The sequence below is a fragment of the Nocardia sp. NRRL WC-3656 genome (assembly GCF_000720265.1).
Taxonomy (GTDB): Bacteria; Actinomycetota; Actinomycetes; order Mycobacteriales; family Mycobacteriaceae; genus Nocardia; species Nocardia nova.
Map to the genome: position 1 here is coordinate 316,454 of NZ_JOJF01000004.1, position 20,446 is coordinate 336,899.

11 protein-coding genes are annotated in these 20,446 nt (G+C 70.2%); 3 read left to right on the forward strand and 8 right to left on the reverse strand.

What is annotated here, in order from left to right; translation table 11 throughout:
* Nucleotides 1-11 precede the first annotated feature (11 nt).
* Nucleotides 12-3,293 (reverse strand): (Fe-S)-binding protein, encoded by a 3,282-nt coding sequence (locus IG65_RS0108595; RefSeq protein WP_030514313.1) that lies wholly within the window; start codon nt 3,291-3,293, stop codon nt 12-14.
* Between the two features lie 549 nt (nt 3,294-3,842).
* Between IG65_RS0108595 and IG65_RS0108600 the strand changes: the two genes are divergently transcribed.
* Nucleotides 3,843-4,610 carry a hypothetical protein gene (locus IG65_RS0108600; protein ID WP_231509094.1) on the forward strand — a complete coding sequence of 256 codons (768 nt, stop codon included), beginning with the start codon at nt 3,843-3,845 and terminating at the stop codon, nt 4,608-4,610.
* An 88-nt stretch (nt 4,611-4,698) separates the two neighbouring features.
* Here IG65_RS0108600 and IG65_RS0108605 read toward each other — a convergent pair whose 3' ends face one another.
* From IG65_RS0108605 to IG65_RS0108635, 7 genes are all read right to left on the reverse strand, one after another.
* Nucleotides 4,699-5,589 carry an NRDE family protein gene (locus IG65_RS0108605; RefSeq protein WP_030514315.1) on the reverse strand — a complete coding sequence of 297 codons (891 nt, stop codon included), beginning with the start codon at nt 5,587-5,589 and terminating at the stop codon, nt 4,699-4,701.
* A gap of 140 nt (nt 5,590-5,729) precedes the next feature.
* A complete protein-coding gene (locus IG65_RS0108610; protein WP_030514316.1) occupies nt 5,730-5,951 on the reverse strand; it encodes a hypothetical protein in 222 nt (73 codons plus the stop codon).
* 140 nt (nt 5,952-6,091) lie between these two features.
* A complete protein-coding gene (locus tag IG65_RS0108615; protein WP_051755558.1) occupies nt 6,092-7,438 on the reverse strand; it encodes a S1 family peptidase in 1,347 nt (448 codons plus the stop codon).
* Between the two features lie 166 nt (nt 7,439-7,604).
* Nucleotides 7,605-8,996 (reverse strand): S1 family peptidase, encoded by a 1,392-nt coding sequence (locus IG65_RS0108620; RefSeq protein WP_030514318.1) that lies wholly within the window; start codon nt 8,994-8,996, stop codon nt 7,605-7,607.
* A gap of 181 nt (nt 8,997-9,177) precedes the next feature.
* Nucleotides 9,178-10,326, reverse strand: coding sequence for a hypothetical protein (locus tag IG65_RS0108625; RefSeq protein ID WP_030514319.1), 1,149 nt, complete (start codon nt 10,324-10,326; stop codon nt 9,178-9,180).
* Nucleotides 10,327-10,362: 36 nt separating this feature from the next.
* Complete coding sequence (locus IG65_RS0108630) at nt 10,363-12,876, reverse strand: LuxR C-terminal-related transcriptional regulator (RefSeq protein WP_231509095.1); 2,514 nt, start codon at nt 12,874-12,876, stop codon at nt 10,363-10,365.
* Between the two features lie 6 nt (nt 12,877-12,882).
* The gene (locus tag IG65_RS0108635; RefSeq protein WP_197039803.1) at nt 12,883-14,487 is read right to left on the reverse strand and encodes an Hsp70 family protein; all 1,605 of its coding nucleotides are present in this window, start codon (nt 14,485-14,487) and stop codon (nt 12,883-12,885) included.
* A 431-nt stretch (nt 14,488-14,918) separates the two neighbouring features.
* Here IG65_RS0108635 and IG65_RS0108640 point away from each other — a divergent pair, with 431 nt between their 5' ends.
* Nucleotides 14,919-18,509: an IniB N-terminal domain-containing protein gene (locus IG65_RS0108640; RefSeq protein ID WP_030514322.1), complete on the forward strand. Its 3,591-nt coding sequence runs from the start codon at nt 14,919-14,921 to the stop codon at nt 18,507-18,509.
* 51 nt (nt 18,510-18,560) lie between these two features.
* On the forward strand, nt 18,561-20,429 hold the full coding sequence (locus IG65_RS39665; protein WP_030514323.1) for a dynamin family protein: 1,869 nt from the start codon (nt 18,561-18,563) through the stop codon (nt 20,427-20,429).
* The last annotated feature ends 17 nt before the right edge of the window (nt 20,430-20,446 follow it).

Here is a 20,446-nt window from a genome sequence, read left to right on the forward strand (position 1 = left end):
GGTGAGGCGAACTACTTCTTGCGGCCCGGGGCCTTCGCTCCGGACTTGAAGCCCAGGCCACCCGGCTTGGCGGTCGGAGGCTGGACCTCACCGTTGCCGCTGTCGGCGGATTCGGCGGAAGCCGCCGGTGCCTCCGGTGCGGGAGCCGACTCGGTCGCCGGAGCCTCGGTCTCGGCTGCTTCGCCGCCGGCCGCTTCGGCCGGTGCCGCGCCGTTACCGGATTCCTTTGCCGCCGGGGCGGATTCGGAAGCGGCGGGCTCGGCGGTGCCCAGGGCCTTGGGGCCGGGGCGCTTGAAGCCGGACTTCATCGCCAGACCCTTCGGCGCCACCGTCGGTTTGGTTTCGGTGGGGCCGGTGGACGTGGCGGTCGGAGCCGACTCGGCCGGTTCCGCGGGCGCCTCCGAAGCGGGTGCCGAAGCGGGCGCCTCGGCGGCAGCCTCGGCCGGGGCTTCGCTCGCGGGCTTGGCGCCCGGAGCCTTCGCCTTGCCCTTCATGGCGAGGCCCTTGCCGCCGGGTGCCTTGGCGGCGCCCTTCATGGCCAGGCCGCCGGGCTTGGCGGTCGGCGCCGCCGGAGCCTCGGTGCTCTCGGCTGCCGGAGCGTCGGCCGCGGACGCCTCTGCCGCGGGGGCTTCGGCGGGCTTCGGAGTTGCCTTGGCGCCCGGTGCTTTCGCCGCGCCCTTCATGGCGAGGCCCTTGCCGCCGGGTGCCTTGGCGGCGCCCTTCATGGCCAGACCAACCGGCTTGGCGGCGGGAGCCTCCGCGCTCGCCTCGGCGGCCTCGGGCTCCGGAGTTGCCTTGGCGCCCGGTGCTTTCGCCGCGCCCTTCATTGCCAGGCCCTTGCCGCCCGGTGCCTTACCGCCACCCTTCATGGCCAGACCGCCACCGCCGGGTGCCTTGCCGCCACCCTTCATCGCCAGGCCCTTACCGGTGGCCGGGGCGGCCTGCTCGGCAGGCGCCTCCGCCTCGGTGACCGCGGCTTCGGCAACGGCGGCCGCGGCGGCCGGCGCGGCCGCGGCTTCGGCGACCGGTTCGGGAGCCTTGGGCTGCTGGACCACCTTCAGGTTCTCCGACAGCGCCGCGGGCTCGACTCGGTCGATCGACTGCAGCATCAGCTGCGCCACATCCACGACCTCGACGCCCTGGCCGACCTCACCGGAATCCTTGCGCGCGGTCACACCGTCGGTGAGCATCACGCGGCAGAAGGGGCAGCCGGTGGCGATCAGCGACGGCGAGTTACCGCCGTCCAGGGTGGCCAGCGCCTCATCGGTCCGGTCGAGGTTGACTCGCTTACCGAGCTGTTCCTCCATCCACATGCGGGCACCACCGGCGCCACAGCACATCGAGCGCTCGCCGTGGCGCGGCATCTCGGTGACCTTCGCGCCCGAGGCGGCCATCAGCTCGCGCGGCGCGTTGTAGATCTTGTTGTGCCGGCCCAGGTAGCAGGGGTCGTGATAGGTGACCTTCTCCGACACCGGCTTCACCTGAACGAGCTTGCGCTGCCGCACCAGCCGGTTGAGCAGCTGCGTGTGGTGCACGACCTCGTAGGTGCCGCCCACCTGCGGGTACTCGTTGTTGAGCGCGTTGAAGCAGTGCGCACAGGTGACGACGATCTTCTTCTTCGACGGCTCCACACCCTCGAAGACCGAATTCAGCGTCTCGATGTTCTGCATCGCCAACTGCTGGAACAGGAATTCGTTACCCGCGCGGCGAGCCGAGTCACCGGTACAGGTTTCCTCCGCACCCAGCACCATGAATTTCACGCCGGCCGTGGCCAGCAGTTCGGCGACGGCCTTGGTGGTCTTCTTGGCACGGTCCTCGTAGGCACCGGCACAGCCGACCCAGAACAGATATTCGTAGCCGTCGAAACTCTCGGCGTCCTGGCCGAATACCGGGATATCGAAGTCCAGCTCCGACATCCAGTTCAAGCGATCCTTGGCGTTCTGGCCCCAGGGGTTGCCCTTGTTCTCCAGATTCTTGAACAGGCCGGCCAGCTCGGAGGGGAATTCCGATTCGATCAGAACCTGGTAGCGACGCATATCGATGATGTGGTCGACGTGCTCGATATCCACCGGGCACTGCTCGACACAGGCGCCACAGGTGGTGCAGGACCACAGCACCTCGGGGTCGATGATGCCGTTGACATCCTCGCCACCGACCAGCGGGCGCTCGGCCTCGGCCTTGGCCGCCTCCGAGATCTTCGCCAGCGCGGTCTCGTTCGGCTTGCCCTCGGCGTCGACCAGGCCGACCTCGTCGCCGCCCATATCCTTACGGCCACCGGCGAGCAGGTAGGGCGCCTTGGCCGCACCGTGATCGCGCAGCGACATGATCAGCAGCTTCGGCGAGAGCGGCTTACCGGTGTTCCACGCCGGGCACTGGCTCTGGCAGCGACCACATTCGGTGCAGGTGGTGAAGTCCAGCCAGCCCTTCCAGGAGAAGTCCTCGATCCGCCCGGCGCCGAGGGTGTCGGTATCGGGGTCGACGTTCTCCATATCCAGGGCGCGGCCCTTGGACATCATCGGCTTGGCCGCACCCAGGGCGACGCCGCCGTCGTCCTCACGCTTGAAGTAGATGTTGAAGAAGGCGGAGAACCGGTGCCACGCCACACCCCAGGTGATGTTGCGACCGACGTAATAGAGGAATGCCATACCCGACATCAGCTTGATGAAGGCGAAGATCGACACCATCGTCGCGTTGGCGGGCAGCAATTCGGCGACCCGCATCGTGAAGAAGTCGGTCGCGGGGTTGCCCTCGCCGTTCAGCGCGATCTTGCCGGCCTTGACGAAGATCATGCCGAGGCCTTCCATCAGCACGATCGCTTCGATCACATAGGCGGGCCCGAACTTCGAACCGCTGAAGCGCGAGAGGCGCTGCGGGATCCGCGGGTGATTGAGCTGGCGAATGGTGATCAGCGTCAGGATGCCGACTACCGTTCCGATGCCCATCAGCTCGTCCCAGAAGTGGTACACACCCCAGTTGCCGATGATCGGCCAATGGAATTCGGGGTCGAACGTCTGCCCGTACGCCTCGAACCAGAGGATGGCGCCGGTGATGAAGCCGATCATCACCAGCCAGTGCGCCCAGCCGACGGTGCGGAACTTGTTCATCCGGGTATGGGCGATGAACTCGACCAGCATCGTCTTGAGGCGTGGGAAGAACGGCCGCCAACGATCGGGTGCCGGCTGACCGACCCTGATCGCGCTGAAGATCTTCCACGCGCCGCCGATGAACGACGCCCAGCACACCAGGCTGAGCACCGCTCCAATCGTGCCCAGCGTCACTGTCAGGGCATTCATGTCGCGACCTTCCTTCGGTTCCACGAGCATTCCGGCGACCGGGCTGGGGTCGCCGTCGGTTGCTCGTATCGTAACGGGCAGTAAGTTACCCGCCGGTAACTTATCTGTCCATCGTATGATGCACGAGTGGTCTATCCCAGGTTGTGGGGTCCAACCGTACTGGGGGTGTGACCGTTCTCACGTGTTGTCCTGCGGTTTTGGCGTGGGCTCGGTCGTCTGACACGGTAAATCCCGGCAAATCCGGTGCTCAAGCCAGGACAGGCTTACTCGCCGCGAAGGCGAACCGTTGTGGAATTCCGCGTTAATTGTTAGGGCACATAACAATTCTCGCTTTCGGTCGGGGTATTCGACTAAGCTCACCTCGTCCTGCTTGCTGTGTGCACCTTCACACTGCTCGGGGAGGTCCGTCAGGTTTGAAGTCGGGGTTGATGGCCTGATGGATGCGTGGGCTCTCGCGGAGAAGTTGCGTGCGGCAAACCCTGATGACGGATTGGAAACCGAATGAAGCTCCGCAGAGGTACTGCGGTCGCCGCTATGGTCATCGGCGCAATGACCGTGGCGTTGGGAACTGCCAACGCCGACCCTGCACCAGCCCCGGCTCCGGCCGCCGACGCCAAGCCGGGGATCGACTACTCCACCAAACTGGTCGACAAGACTGTCGTCACCAAGCTCAAGAACGGCACGTTCGAGCTCGTGGAGAAGCACGGCACGACTCCCGACCAGAAGCAGCAGGTCGTCGACATCAAGGACCAGGCCGGCAATGTCGCCCTGGAGATGCCGATCGACTACCGGATCGCGGGCGTTCAGATTCCGATCAAGCCGGTGCTCAAAGACAACGGCACGGTACTCGAGCTGACGCCGGACAAGCCCGCCAACGTCGACCTGACCAAGCCGGTCGCCGCCGCCCCCGTGGCCGCGGTCGCGGACACGAAGGTCGACCAGCAGGCGCCGATCCAGGCCGATAAGCCGGTTCTGGTCGCCAAGGATGTCGCCTCGCCGATCGAGAACCAGCGCGCGATGAGCGACTTCGCCACCAAGTTCGGTCTGGCGACCGCGATCGGTGGTTTCGTCGGCACCGCCATCGGCGCCGCGATCGGTTGTGTCGTGACGATCGTCGCCGGCTGCATCCCGGGTCTGGTGACCGGCGCCGGCGTCGGCGGCATCGTGGGCACCGTCGCGGTGGGCGGCCCTGCTCTGGTCGCGGCGGGCGTCGAGCTCGTCAACACCATGCAGGCCGCCGACGGCACCACCCAGTGGTCGGATGCGGCCATGGCGGCGGCCAGCGGCCAGGCGCAGCAGGCCAACCAGCCGAAGTAGTTCGCGGCGCGGAGCCGGTCATCGGCCGGCTCCTAGACGTGTACGGCCCGTCTTCCACACGGAAGGCGGGCCGTTGTCGTTGTGGTGGTCAGTCCGCGAACCGCAGCCGCCCGGTGTAGCTCACCTCGCCGAGCGGTTTGCCGAATTCGGCGAAGGAGCGTTCGGCGATCTCGAAACGTCCGTCCTCGCGGACCAGGAGGACTGTGCTGCAGCGGGTTCCGTGCCAGTCGTTGGCGACGAAGCGGGCCGATACCGAGCGCTCCTGATCCGGCGACAATCCGGTCTGCGGTAGTTCGGCGTCGGGTGCGATGGTGGGGTCGGCCAGGACGTCGAAGTAGTCCTCGACAGCGGGCGAACCGACTATCGCGCTCAGCGCGCGCACGCCGTCGCGCACCTTCGGCCACGCTGTGGCGCCGGTGTCGGTGTGCACGATGTCGTCTCCGGTGCCCTCGCTCTCCGCGGTCCGACCATCCGCGATGCCTGCTGTCCGTTCGGAACCGGGAAGGGTCGAACCGAGCAGGGCGGCATTGGACAGCCCGTGTACTCCCGGCGGGAGGGCCAGCGGAGTGGCCTCGCTGCGATTGCTCTGCCACCACAGCGTCTCCAGATCGGAGACCACCAGGTTGTAGCCGTTGTAGTCGTCCAGATCGGCCGCGGTGGTACGAATGAACTTCTCCGGGGCCGTGGAGGCGGTCAGATAGTCCATCAGCAGGGCGCCGCGGGAGCGGGCATCGGTGCGCCCCTCGTTCGGGCCGCGCACATTGGTGACGGTCGCGAACCGGCCGGCCTCGGGGACGATCCCCAGCCAGGTGCCCGGCACGCCGTCCGGAGCTCCGAGATCACGCCCGGCCAGCACGTTCGGCCGCTCCGGCCACCAGCGCATCGATTCGGTTGGGCGCGTGTAGAACTCGTCGCGATTGCCCGCCACGATCAGCCGATACTCCGGATGCGCGCGCCACCCGATCAACACCAGACACATAACTCCAGCATGCCCCAGCCGCTGTGCCGGCACTATCGCGGTCGCGGCCACCGAGTCTCGTCACCGGCGCGCGAAGGCGCCCCGTCGGCACGAGCCACAGCGGGCTCGGTGCTGCCGACGAGGCGCCTCCTCGTGGGCGATCAGCCGACCGGGATGGAGGGCGGGTTGCAGTCGGCGGTCCGTCCGCCGCCCGACAGGGTGTCCAGCAGGCAGCCGAGGTTGATCTGGCTGCTGCCGGAGGACAGACCGGCGGTATCGGACGCGGCTACCGGCGTGGCGGTCGTCGCCGATGCGATGGGGGCGGCGACGAGAAGTGAAGTGGCGCAGAGCAAACCGACGGTGAAAAGCTTCGTTGTGAACATGCGTGCGATCCTTCCATCCGGCAGCGCGGAGAAGGATCCCCGAATTGCGCTGCCCCGAATGCTCGGGGCACACCGGTTCCCGCCCCGGATACGACGAAAGCCCGGCATTGCTGCCGGGCCTTCGACGATGCTCGAAGCGCTCAGTTGGTGCGAACCCGCAGACCCGGGTTGTCGGAAAGCACCTGGTTCACCGGCTGCGCGAACAACTGGGGCGCGTCACCGGTCAGGGCGCCGATCAGATTCGGGATCTCGCAGATCGGGTAGTCGGCCACCGAGGAGGCGCTGGAGATGCCCAGGGCCATGGTGCCGGTGACGATCGGGCCGCCCGAATCACCCGGCAGCGCACAGATGTTCGCCGAGAAGGCCTGGGTCAGGTCGCGGTCACCGACCTGCACGGTCTGATCCACGGCGTTGACCACGCCGCAGCTGAAGCCGGTGCGCGAACCCGACTTGCAGACCGGGGCGCCGACGACGGGGTCGGCGACACCGGTGATCGCGATCGGCGCGGCACCGGGGACCCGGACCAGGTTGTTGGCGAAGCGATCCCGGCTGCCGGCGTCGATCGAGACGATCGAGTAGTCCTGGTTGCCCAGAATCGACTTCTGGAACGAGCCCAGCTGGGCGCCGATGTGGTTGCCCGGCAGCAGCTCGAACATGCCCGGCGCGTTCGCGGTACCGGCGGCAGGAATGTTCGGATCGCAGTGTCCGGCAGTGATGTTCACCGGGTTGCCGTTGCGGTCCTCACCGTTGAAGCCGGTGGAGCACACCAGCTGCATCTTGCCGGCCACCGAGGCGTAGGCGTCGCCGCCGGCGCGGGGAGCGTTGGGCTGCTCACCGGCAACCGGCTTCACCTGCGCGTCGGACTCCGGCGGGCCGACCGGGGGAGCGGCCATCACGATCACGTGCGCCGGGTCGACGAAGCCCGGCATCGGCACGCCGGCCTTGTCCACGCGCACCGCGATGCTGTTGTTGACGGTATCGATCACGACGCCGCGCACGGCCTGCACGACGGCCTCGGGCTGGCCCGAGAGCCACTGCTGGAAGGCGTTCTTCTCGCTGCGCAGCACGGTCTGGCTCTTGGCCACGTCCTTCACGCCGAATCCGGCGTCCTGGGCGGCCTTCTTCGCCTCGTCGAGGCCCTGGCCCGGGGCCAGCGCCACCACGGCCTTGCCGGCGTCGTCGAGCCACGCGCCCGCGAACGCCTGCGGGAACTGACGCTGCGCGGTGGCCGTGAAGGCCGCCACGTGCTGCGCCACATCGGCGCGGTGCAGATACTCCTCCGGCGAGATCTTCAGGTCGCGCTGCACGGCCGCAACGAGATCGGCAGGCAGGTTCGGGGCCGGCGCGGGCGCGGGGTCCGCGGAAGAGGTCGCCGCGAGCGGCCCGAGAACCAGAACCGCCGCCGAGGCGGCGACGGCCGCGCTGCGGCGGCGGGTGCGCGGGGCACGTCCCGCGGCGGACGAAAGTCGGATGCGTGGCAGGAGCATGAGGCGACTATATGGGGTTTGCGCGGCTATGCCTACTTGTCGCGGACTTTGGCCGAACTCACACCGGGCATACCGGAAATCGATACCCGCTGTTCACCCGGCCCGTATCGCGCCGAGGGGCACGTCCGCTCCGGCGAACGTGCCCCTCGGCGCAGTGGAAGGATCGTCAGCCCGCGTTCGGGCGCGTACGCACCGTGATGCCGGCGCCCAGGCCGCCACCGGAATTGGCATCGATATCGCTGAGGATCTGCCGGATCGGGATGCCCAGCGTGGCGGTGCCGCCGTACTGCGCCAGATCCATGTTGGCGGACCTGCAATCGGGTGCGTCGGCGGCATTGGAACCGCTGGTGATGCCCAGGGCGAGGGTGCCGGAGACGATCGCCCCGCCGCTGTCGCCACCGAGGGTGCACGCCGAGCTGGCGAATCCGCGCACGGTCTTGGATTCGCCCTCGGCGGTGAACAGCGCCGTCTCGACCCGGTCGGCCACCACGAACCCACAGGTGAAGGTGGACGACTGCCCCGACTTGCAGATCGGGGCGCCGGTGATCGGTTCGGCGGTTCCGGTCAGCGTGAGGGTGGTGCCGTTGCCGCCGCGCACCGAGGGCTGGTCCATGCCGGCGGTGATCGCCCGCTCGTTGAGCTTGATCACCGAGTAGTCCAGTCCGGTGCTGCCGCCCAGCTGCGCCTTCACGAAGGTGCCGAACTGTGGGCTGGCCTTCAGGTTGCGCACGTTCGGTAGGTAGACCCCGGCCTCGGAGTTGCCCTTGCCCACGTTCGGATCACAGTGTCCGGCACTGATATTCAGCGCGTTCCCGGCGGCGTCGATGCTGTTGAAGCCGAAGGAGCAGACGTCCACCGACTTCAGCGCGGAATCGTCGAGGGAGGTGGGAGCGCTGATGTAGGTGTCGCCGGCCATCGGTCGGTGCTCGACCGGGCCGCCGCCGTCGGGCGAGAGCACGACCTTGACGTTTGCGATCAGGGTCGGAAGGTTCAGCAGGTGACCGGCCGGGGTGTTCGCGACGCTCAGCACCAGCTGGCTGTTCAGGAAATCGATGGCGACCGAATTGATCCCGGCCGACAGTTCCCGCGGCAGCCCGCCGATCCACTTGACCAGCTGGTCGAGCGAGCTCTCCAGATTGTCGGCCGAAATCGGCGCCAGGCGAGTCTGATATCCGGCGGAGTTGGCGATGCGCGCGGCGTCGAGCGAGGTCACCGCCATCACCGGCTTGCCGTCGGCGCCGAGCCACGCCCCGGCGAAGGCCTGCGGGTGTGAGGAGCGGAATTCGCGGGCGTAGTCGCGCAACTGCTGAGCACGGGCGGCACGGTCCAGATACTCCGCGGGCGACATCTTCAGATCGCGTCCGATGGCCTGCACCAGTTCGGGCGGCAGCGTGTCGGCCGCCGACTGGGCCGGCGCCGGATCGGCGAGCGCGGGCGATGTGGCGATCCACGGGCCGAGAAGCAGAGTCGAAGCGAGGGCGACAGCAGCAGTTTTCACCGACGCGCGTGCCACCGAGGCGCGTCCGACCGTGGCGCGACGCGCCGCCAACTTGCGCATGGAGTCCCTTCGTCAGGCACATACGTGCCGGCCACCCGTGGGCGGTAAACCATTGGGTGGCAACAGCCCTCGACCATCAAACAGACCGCTCGCCCGGTGCACGTCCGGAACGACCGGTCAGCGCATCACTTTAGGGCACAACGGCGTGAGTTTCGCTACGAAATCATCACGGAGTCGGTGACTAGGAGAACTGCAGGCCCGGCGGCAGCGGCAATCCGGGCACCGGTTCCAGACCGTTGGGCGTGGTCGTGGTGGTGCGCGGGGTGGTCGTGGGCCGTTGCCACGTGGTGGTCCCCGGCGGCGTGGTCGGCGTCGGAGTCACGGTCGGCGTGGGCGGCGGCGGTGGCGGCGGAGGCGGGGTGGTCGTCGTCTCCGTCGGCGTCTCCGGGTACTCCCGCGGGGCGGGTTCCGGCGCGACGGGGGGCGGCGGGGGTGGTGCGACCGTCGTCGTCACCGGCGTGGGGGCCTCCGCCCGGCCGGAAACGCCGGTCGTGGGGACCGGAGTGGCAGCATCGTCGTGCAGCAGCAGGGCCGCCGCAATGCCACCGAGGACGAGACCGGCGGTGGCCGCGGCCGCGGCGATGAGCAGCGGGGTGCGTCGACTGCGCTTCGGCTCCGCCGGTGGCACTTCCGCCGGGGCGGCCACGGTGGCCGCGACGGTCATGGCGGCGGGTTCGGGGTCGGGCGCGGGTTCGGCGGCGGGCATCGCCGCCGAATACGCCTGAACCGTACCGTCGGCGGCGTGGACCGCGGGCAGCACATCGGTGACCACCAGCGCGTTCTCGGTGCCGGTCGGATCGGGCGGGGTGGTCCCGGCCGGGGTCGCGAGCACGGCTGCCAGGGCCGCGCGGGCAGCGTCGCGCGCACGACCGCGGCTGTCGTCGGAGGCCGGCAGGTCGGCGTCGCTGACCAGAACCACCGAGCGCAGCCCCAGGTAGTCGAGGGCCTCGCGCAAACCGCGCACATACTCGGCCGGCCAGTCGCCGGGATGGGTGGCGTAGAACTCGGCCGGGCCGCTCAGATGCTCGGCGGCCAGGTTGATCAGGCAGAAGATCGCCGTCGCCACCAGATCCTCGGCGCGGTAGGCCTCCCCGTCGTCGACGGTGATACCGGCGGGATCACCGACCGCCCGGACGAATCCGGTGATCGAGTGGGCATGTCCGGGCGGCGCCTCACCACCGAGCGCGGTATCGCCCTCGTCGGACATGTGCAGCACCGACTCGCGCGCGATGTACAGGGGTTCGGGCGTCTCGTCGGTTTCGCCACCGCTGGTGACGATCGCCGCGATGCACTCATCGTCGGCGATCCGCAGGCCCACCCCTGTGGCCATCCTCAATACCTCGCTTCGGTGTCTCGAGCGCGCCGATCACACGAGTAGCGAGCCGTGTCCCATTGCGCGGAGCATCGACAATAACTCCGAGCGCGATCCGGCTCCGATTCGACGCCGGATCCGCGCGACATGATGCTCCACCGTCTTCGCGGAGATGTACAGTCGAGCGCCGATTTCCCGGTAGGTGAGGCCCAGCAGGACCAGCTCGGCCACCTCGCGCTCGCGCTCACTGAGGACCGAGGCCGCCGCCGGTTCGGGGGTCGCGGTGCGTGGGGCGGCCGGAGTCCGCTCGGGCGCGGCCGAGGGCCGGGAGACGGTGCGGACAGTGCGGGCCAGTTTCAGCAGGGCCGTCGCGGTGGCGGGATCGCCGGCGCTCAACGCCGCCTCACTGGCCAGCCGGGCCGCATCCCAGACCATGCCGATCGCGGCCAGCCGTCGCACCGCGGCCGTCACCCGATCCTCGGCGACCTCACCGCGCAGCACCAGCACCCAGGTGCGGCCCGCGTCCGCGAGAATCGCGGCATGCGGATCACCCGCCTGCGCAGCCGTTTTCAGCAGTCGAGCAGGTGGCATCAGTTCGTCCGGGCGCTCGTGGGCGATCGCGGCCTGAATCTCGTACCAGTGGAACACATTCGCCCAGGCCGGGGGATTTCCCGCACTGCGCAACACATTTCGCGCCGCCTCGACCAGCCGGGCTATCCGTTCCTGCTCGCCGAGGCGGATGGCGGCCAGCCACAGCTCACCGATCGGCAGCAGCGCGGGCAGATCGGCGTCGACCTCGTCGAAGGTCGGATAGGCGGCCTCCCAGGCGCGCAACAGGATTCCGTGGTCTCCGGCGCGGCGGGCCAGGCCGACCAGGACGCCGTGCGCGAGCAGGCGATCGCGCGGGGGCAGGGCGGTGGTGTCGACGGCCGCGACCGTCCCGGCGGCGGTCTGTTCGTCGCCGCCGAGCATCGCCGTCCACGCCGTCAGCACCCGGATCTGCGGATCGTGCGGATCGGTGCCGCGCAGGGCGTCGGCGGCGCGGCGGGGTTCACCCATACTCAGGCACAGCAGGGTCGCGAGCGCGACCGGCGCGCACGGCAGCATGCGATCCTCCGGCGCGGCCGTGCGGGCCAGCTGGATCAGGGCGGCCGCGGCCGACGTTGCGGCACTGCGAGATTCGCCGGTGATGCTCTGCGCCAGCGCGGTGGCGAAACGGCCGGTGCGGGCATTGGATTCCGTGGGCGGCCACTGCGCCGCCGAACCCGACACCGCTTGCGCGTCGCCGACCGCTCCGGCGAGGTGGAACACCGCCGCGGCGGTCGCCCAGTCGGCGCCGGTGCGGGCGGTGCCGAGCCAGGCGTACAGCTGCACCGCCCGGCCGATCAGTCCCCGGCGGGCATGGACGCTCGCGCTGATCCGCACGGCGGCGGCGAGTTCCGCGGGTGGCGCGTCGCTGCGCGCGAGTACGGGTTCGGCCAAGCGCAGGGCGGATTCGTCGTCACCGCCGAGGGCGGCCGCGGTGGCGCGCGGGATGGCGATCCGCTGTGCGTCGTACCCGCTGGCCACGGCGGCGGTGTAGTACCGGCTCGCGTCGCTGCCCGCGTTTTCGGCTGCGGCGCGCAGGAATTCGGCCAGCCGATCGTCGCGGACCCCGGATTCGGCGAGCTGCAAGGCCGTGTGGTCGCGCAGCAGCCCGGCCTCGAGACGGGCGGTGAGCAGGCGGCGCTGAATCGAGACGAACCGGCGTTCGCCGACCAGGGTGCGCAACGGTTCGATCGCGGGACTCAGCAACAGGTCGGCATCGGTGATCAGGGCCCCGGCGCGGGCCCGGTCGACGAGCCCGACCGCCGTCGTCTCGTCGGTGCCGAGCACCTCCGCCAGCTCACTCGGATCGAGGCCGGCGCCGGTGGTGGCGACCGTGAGCACCTCGAGCAGTTGCGGTTCGGTATCGTCGAGAAGGGCTCGCGCCCAGCTTGTTACGGCCTGGTCGACGGCCTCGATGCCACCCTCGAGCCGGGTGGCGCAGGCGGCGGTGAGGGCGGCCACCACACCACCTGGGATGCCGCCGGTGTGCCGGTGAATGTGATCGGCGACCGGACGCGGCACGGTCATTCCCAATTCGCGGGCGAACGGAGCGATATCGGCGGTGCCCAACGGCCGGAGTTCGATCACCCGCCCGCGTCGCGACACCGCGTCCGCCAGCGCGCGCAGGGCGCTGTCGTGCGGTTGCGGCCGGGTCGCGACGATGATCGTGCGCGAATCCGATTCCACGGCGGCGCACAGCTTTTCCAGCTGTAGCTGGTCCAGGGTGTGGGCGTCGTCGACGACCACGGCGGCGCGGGTATCGGGCGGGGTGGTGGTCGCGCTCACATCGTCGAAGCAGCCGATACCGCTGCGTCGCAGGCGATTTCGCACCGCGGCGAGCAGCGTGGACTTCCCGGTGCCGCACCGTCCCCGAATCAGGTAGACGAGCGGATCCGGGGAGTCCGAATCCAGTTCCCGAAGAATCTCCCGCGCGCCCGGAAGGGCGCCGTACGCCACCGCGAGGTTGCCGACCACTGTCACCGATCCTCAGTTGCCTTCGTGGGGCAGCACCTTGCCCGGCGCCTGCAGCACCGTGCCGAGGGTGTTGCCTGTCTGGTCGAGACCGTCGTTCAGCGTGTTGCCCAGCGTATTTCCCAGCGAACCACCGGGAGAGCTCGGAGTGGTGGGCTGGGAGGGCACCGAGGGCGCGGACGGCGTCTGGACGGGCGTCTGCGGGGGTGCCTGCGGGGCAGGGGAATTGGGTGCCGGGGAGTTCTGTGCCGGCGTGTCCGGGGCCGCCGCGGAGGCGGGGGCCGGTGAATTCGGAGCCGGGGAGTTCGGGTCGGCGGAATTCGGCGCGGCCGTGCCCGGGGCGGGGGCACCCGCCGAGTTCTCGGCGGCGGCCGTGCCGGCGCGGGTGGTGCCGGTGTTGTTCGCGGCCGTCACCGGGCTCCCGGCCGTCGGATGCGCGGGGTCGGTGGCGCCGGCCGGGGCGACCCCCGCCGAGGTCGCCGCCGCATGAGCCGCGGACGTCGCCGCCGCGGGAGCGGGCGACGAATTCGACGGACTTCCCGCGGTGCCCAGGGCCAGGGTGCCGGTGGCCACCGCGCCCACGGCGATCGCGGCGCCGGCGATGAAGGCGACGCGGCGCCACCGGCTGGTTCCGGCCGGCGGGACGGTATCGGCGGGCGGCGGTTCGACGACGGTCCGGTCGCTGATCGCCGGCAGGGCCGTGGTCGTGGCGTCGTCGGAAAGAGCTTGCGGCTCGGTCGAATCGAGCGCGAGATCGGGTACGGCCAGGGCTGCGGCGTGATGCTGCGCGTCGGTGTACAGGTCCGCCGCGAGCAACGTCGCTCCCCGGGCGCTGAGCGAACCGGGATCGGCGACCGGGGCGATCGGGATCGCGAACTCGCCGGAGATCAGTTCGGTGAGCAGGCCGATGGATGCACCGCCGCCGGTGAGCAGGATCCGGCCGACCTGGTCTATGCCCACTCCCGCGCGCCGCACCGCCTCGTGCACGAGGTTCAGCGAATCCGTGAGCGGTCCGCGGAACAGATCCTCCACATCGTCACGCACCAGGCGCACATCGCGCGCGATACCGGCCAGACGGACCGGAACCATCGTGGCGGTCTCGGTCGAAAGCCGGTGTTTCGCATCGGCGCAACGGTTTCGCAGTATCGACAATTCGCGTTCGACGACCGGGTCGAACGGGTCGAAATCCGTTTCTCCCAATGCATTTGCCAGCACGTAGCGCATCGTCAGCAGATCGAATTCCGCGCCGGAGACCTCGGTGGAGCGAACCGGTTCGCCCAGTAGCCCCGAGTGCGGGCCCGAACCCACGACCGACACCGTGGTGCCGGTGGCGCCGGAGTCGTAGATCACGACGGGGGTGTCGGGTGGGAAGGGAGTGCTCGCCTCGAGCCGACGGAGCGCGGCGAGCGGTTCCGCGACCAGTACCACCGCCTCGGCGCCGACGCGGTCGAGCGCGCGGCGCTGTGCCTCGACGATGTGTGCGGGCCACCACGCCGGTACGGTCGCGACCACGGAATCCGGATCGAAATCGGCGACGACCTGGGAGATCGTTTCGGCGACCAGATCGGCGGCAGCGACCGAGGAGCCGTCGGGCAGGAGAATATCGACCGGATCGCCCACTCGGGACAATAGATTCTCCGACAATTCGGGCGCCGATCCGAAACGGTGGCGACGAATGTGAACAGAGATATTTTCCGGGTCGGCGCTCGCGGAAGTGGAGCCGGTCGCGGCGACTGTGCGCGACGACCCGACCGTGATGCCGAGCGTCAGGCCCTGAGTCATTCGAGAACCCCTGTCGTTGGTATTTGCGGTCGTCACGAATATTTGCGGTCGTCACGATCTATCCCACTGTCGGTTGCCGGGGGGCCGCCGTTACCCCTGATCCGGAAGCTTTGGGGAAAGTCCCCTAATGCGCCTGATTCCCCTATCGGTGCCGATACGGAAATCAGGGGATTCACCCCGTTTCGCGTAACGCCGGGGCTTCTTAGCGTGAAAGGCAATTCGACTGCTGCGGATCGACGATGGTCCGCCGATCCAGGAGACGATCTGCGATGACCCCCAACGCCATTCTCGAATTCATCCTCAACCTGTTGCGCGACCACGAGGCCGCCGTCGGTTACTGCACCAACCCGACCGAATCGCTGTGCGCGGCCGGACTCGAGGCGGTGACGCCGGAGGATATCGCCGCCGTGGCGCCGATGGTCGCCGAATCCGCCCTGGTCACGGGTGGCTCGCAGCTCGCCGCCATCGTTGCGGCCGGGAGTGGTGCGGCCGCCGGCGCTGGTCTCGGCGTGGCGGCCGGCGGCAGCGGTGGGCTCGCGGGCGGCCTGGCCGGCGAAGCGGGTGCGATCAGCGAGGCCAACCTGGGCGCCGGGGCCGCGCTCGGTGGTGAAACCGGAATCGAGGCCGGCGCGGGCCTCGGCCTCGGTGCGGGGCTGGGCGCCGACCTGGGGGCGGGGCTGTCCGCCGGACTGGGCGCCGCCGCATCGGTGGGCGCGGGCGCCGCGGCCGGGCTCACCGCCGGACTGGGCGCCTTGACCGGGGTCGCGGTCGGACTCGGCGGCGCGCTCTCGGGCACCGGCACCGCCGGCACCGCTGGCACCGATCTCGGCCTCTCCGCCGGAATCGAAGGCGCCGCCGACACCATCGCGCAGGCGGGCGCCGGCCTCTCCACCGAGATCGGCACCGGAATCCAGGCCGGAATCTCCTCCACCGCAACAGGTTTGACCGAAGCGACGGCAGGGCTCGGCGCCGGCATCTCCGGCCTCGGCGCCGGGCTCGGCGGAGCGCTGAGCGGCGCGGCCGAAGCCGGCGCGGGCTTGGGAACCGAACTCAACGGAGCGCTCGGGGGTGCGGCCGAAGCCGGTGCCGGCCTCGGCACAGCCCTCGGAGGCGCTCTGAACGCCGGAGGTGAACTCGGCACCGGACTCGAAACAGGTCTGGGCGCGGGCCTCGGCGGTGCCCTGGGTGGCGCGGCGGAAGCCGGTGCCGGCCTCGGGGCCGCCCTGGGCGGTGCGGCAGCAGCGGGCGCGGGCCTCGGCGGTGCGCTGGGCGGTGCGCTGAATGCGGCGGGTGACTTGGGTGCGGGGCTGTCCGGTGCCGCGGGTGCCGCGACCGGGGTGGGCTCCGAACTTGGTGGCGCGTTGGGCGGCGCGGCCAACGCCGGTGCCGGTCTCGGTGGCGCGCTGGGCGGCGTTGCCGATGCGGGTGCTGGGCTCGGTGGTGCGGCGGAGGCCGGTGCGGGGCTCGGCGGTGCGCTGGGTGGTGCGCTGAATGCGGCGGGTGACTTGGGTGCGGGGTTGTCCGGTGCGGCGGGTGCGGCGACCGGGGTGGGCTCCGAGCTGGGTGGTGCTTTGGGTGGCGCGGCGAATGCCGGTGCTGGTCTCGGTGGTGCGCTGAACGTGGCGGGTGACTTGGGTGCGGGGCTGTCCGGTGCGGCGGGTGCGGTGACCGGCGTGGGCTCCGAACTCGGTGGTGCTTTGGGCGGCGCGGCCAACGCGGGCGCTGGTCTCGGCGGTGCGCTCGGCGGCGCGGCCGACGCGGGTGCTGGGCTCGGTGGTGCGGCGGAGGCCGGTGCGGGGCTCGGCGGTGCGCTGAATGCGGCCGGTGACCTGGGCGCGGGCTTGTCCGGTGCGGCGGGTGCGGTGACCGGCGTGGGCTCCGAGCTGGGAGGTGCCTTGGACGGTGCCGCCAACGCGGGCGCTGGTCTCGGCGGTGCGCTGAGTGGTGCGGCCAACGCCGGTGCGGGTCTCGATGGTGCGCTGAACGCGGCGGGTGACTTGGGTGCGGGGTTGTCCGGTGCGGCGGGTGCGGCGACCGGGGTGGGCTCCGAACTCGGTGGCGCGTTGGGCGGCGCGGCCAACGCCGGTGCAGGACTGGGAGGCGCGATGGGCGGTGTTGCCGATGCGGGTGCCGGCCTTGGTGGTGCGCTGAATGCGGCGGGTGACTTGGGTGCGGGGCTGTCCGGTGCCGCGGGCGCCACGACCGGGGTGGGGTCCGAGTTGGGTGGTGCCTTGGGCGGTACGGCCGACGCGGCCGCTGGTCTCGGTGGTGCGCTGGGTGGTGTGGCGGACGCCGGTGCCGGACTGGGCGGTGCCTTGGGTGGTGCCGCCAATGCTGGTGCGGGGCTGGAAGGTTCGCTCGGGAATTCGGTCCATGCGGGTGGCGATCTGGGTGGTGAGCTCGGCGGTGCGACGCAGGCCGGAGCCGACCTCGGTGGTGCTCTCGGGGGTGCGGCCCAAGCGGGTGCCGGACTCGGTGGAGAACTCGCGGGCGGCGCTGGGCTCGGTGGCGCACTCGGGGGAGCGGCGAATGCGGCTGCGGGCCTTGGTGGTTCACTCAGCGGGGCGGCCGATGCCGGTGCCGGGATCGGGGGTGATCTGTCGGATGCGACACAGGCGGCCGGAGATTTGGGCGGTGCGCTGAGCGGTGCTGCGCAGGGTGGTATCGGTGGTGCACTGAACGGTGCCGCGAATGCCGGAGCGGGACTGGGCGGCGCTGCGAATGCCGGTGCGGGGCTCGGTGGTGCCTTGGGTGGTGCGGCGAATGCCGGTGCAGGACTGGGCGGTGCCCTGAATGGTGCGGCGAATGCCGGTGCAGGACTGGGCGGTGCCCTGAACGGTGCGGCGAATGCCGGTGCAGGACTGGGCGGTGCCCTGAACGGTGCGGCGAATGCCGGTGCCGGTCTCGGTGGTGCCCTCGGCGGTGCTGCGAATGCCGCCGCGGGACTCGGGGGTGCCGCCGGTATCGGAGCGGGGCTCGGCGGGGCGGTGGCTTCGGGGGCGCAGGGTGCGACCGGGTTGGAGACCGGGTTGTCCGGTGGTCTCGGCAGCGGTGTGCACACCGGCGCGGATCTGTCCGGGGCCGCGGCCTCGGGGGCGCATGCGGGCGGGGATCTGTCGTCCTCGCTGTCGGGTGCGGCGACGTCCGGTGTGAACAGCGCGACGGGCCTCGGAACCTCCCTGTCCGGATCAGCGGATGCGGGCGTCCACAGTGCCGGCGACCTGGCGACCTCGCTCTCGGGAGCGGGTGCCGGTGCCGTGCACAGTGCGGGCGACTTGGGCACGTCGTTGTCCGGCGCGGGCGCGGGGGCTGTGCACAGTGCGGGCGACCTGGGGACATCGCTGTCCGGGACCGCCGCGTCGGGTGTGCACAGTGCCGGTGACCTCGGAACCTCGTTGTCGGGGACCGCGGAGTCCGGTCTCCACGGTGCGGGCGATCTGTCGACCTCGCTGTCGGGCGCGGCGGATTCGGGGTTGCACGCGGGCGCCGATGCGAGCTCGGGTCTGACGGGTTCGGTCGATTCGGGGCTGCACGCGGGCACGGATGCCTCCTCGGCACTCTCGGGTACGGCCGCCGGCACCTGGTCCGGTGTCGATGTGTCGCACGCGTTCGGCAGCGGTGTCGGCACCGATATCTCCGGCGTCGGCGCCTCGGGTATCGGCGGCGGCGTGGACAGCGCCCTCGGTGCGCACAGCGGAATCGACAGCACCCTGGCGGCGGGCGGCAACAGCTCGCTGTCGGGCGGGCTCGACACCGGCGGTCACACGGATTCGAGCCTGTTCGGTGACACTTCCGGCCACGCCTCTACCGTCACCGATACGCACGCCTCCGGCGACATCACCGGCGGACTGCTGCACTGAGGGTAGCGAAGAATCGGTTCGGTCAACGAAACAGGTTGGGGTGCAACGAAAATGAGCAGTGTGGTCGTGGCGAACACCGCCCCGGAGGCGCCTGCCTCACCGCTGTCGCGGATTCTCGCCGAAACCATCACCGCCGCGCGCACCGCCGATCGTGACGATCTGGTCGGCCGGCTGGAGGTGCTGGCCGACCGGATCCGCGACCCCCGCCGCCGCATCGTGGTGGTGGGCCTGGGCAACCAGGGCAAGAGTCAATTCGTCAACGCGCTGCTGAATCTCGACATCAGCCCGGTCGGAGACGATGCGACCACCGGGGTACCGATCGTGCTCTCGCACGGCGCGCAAGCCCGGGCCGAGACCGTCGTCACCACGCCGTCCGGTGACGAGCGGGACAACCGGCGAATTCCGCTGCCGCTCGGCGATATTCGCACCGTCACGCCGCAGTCTCCGCACGGCCGCGTGGCGCGGGTGGAGATCGAGTTGCCGAATCCGCTGCTGGCCGACGGGATCGTCGTCATCGACACCCCGCCGGTCGGCGGCCACGCAACCGCCACGGCCGCAGCGGTTCTCGCCCTGGCCCCGGCCGCCGATGCGGTGCTGCTGCTCTCGGATGCCTCCACCGAACTGACCGAACCGGAGGTCGACTTCCTGCGGCAGGTGCGCGAACTGTGCCCGGCCGTGGCGCTGATCCTCAGCAAGATCGATCTGTATCCGCATTGGCGGCAGGTATTGCAGGCCGACCAGGCGCATCTGGAGCGCAATCGCCTGGCGCTGCCGATCATCCCGGTCTCGGCGCTGCTGCGCAGCCACGCCATGCGGCTGCAGGATCAGCAGCTGGGCCGGGAATCCGGTTTCGGTGTCCTCTTCGACTTCCTGCGAGAGCAGGTGGTCGCCCGGGACAAGGCGGCGGCGCAACGCGCGGTGGCTCTCGACATCTCCTCTGCCGCAGAACATCTCGCACTGGCACTGAGCAGTGAGCTGGTCGCCCTGCGCGACCCCGAACGCGGTGCGGCCGCCATCCGCGAACTACGCACCGCCAAGGCACAGGCCGAGGAACTGCATCGCCGGACGGCGGCCTGGCAGCAGACGCTGGGCGACGGCGTCACCGATCTGGCCGGCGATATCGACCACGATCTGCGAGATCGGTTGCGCGCCATCGGCAGGACCGCCGAGGAATGGATCGACGAGAACGATCCCGGCCGGCTGTGGGATCAATTGGAACAGTGGCTGATGCAAACGACCGACACCGCCATCGGCGACAATCTGCTGTGGACGCATCATCGCGCCATCCACTTGGCCGAGCGGGTGGCCGAGCACTTCCTCGAATTCGGCGCGGTGGATCTGCCTGCGGTGCGGTCGGGTTCGGAGTTGGAGGAATCGCGGGTGGCGGCGGTGACGCTGGCCGATCTCGAGCCGGATCTCGGCATGGGCCACAAGTTGCTCGTCGGTATGCGTGGTTCCTACGGCGGTATGGTGATGATCGGGCTGGCCAGTACGGTCGCGGGCCTTGCGCTGATCAACCCGGTGTCACTGGGCGCGGGTGTGCTGCTGGGCGGCAAGGCGTTTCGCGACGACAAACGAGAACGGCTGGCGCGCAAGCGCGCCGAGGCGAAGATGGCGGTGCGCCGCTACCTCGACGATGTGAGTTTCGAGGCGGGCAAGGAGTCGCGCGACCGGCTGCATCGCATCCATCGCATTCTGCGCGATCACTTCACCGGCATCGCCGACCGCAGTCTGCGTTCGATCAACGATTCGCTGCAAGCCGCGCAGGATGCCGCCGGAGTGGCCAACGCCCAGCGCACGCAGCGGGGCGCGGAACTCGAGCGGCAATTGCGAGTGGTGGCCGAGCTGCGACGTCATGCCGATGCGATGCTGCCGCCGGCGGGCCCGTCCGGACGTCATGCGCGCGGGGCACAGTCCTGACCCACGGCACCGGGACT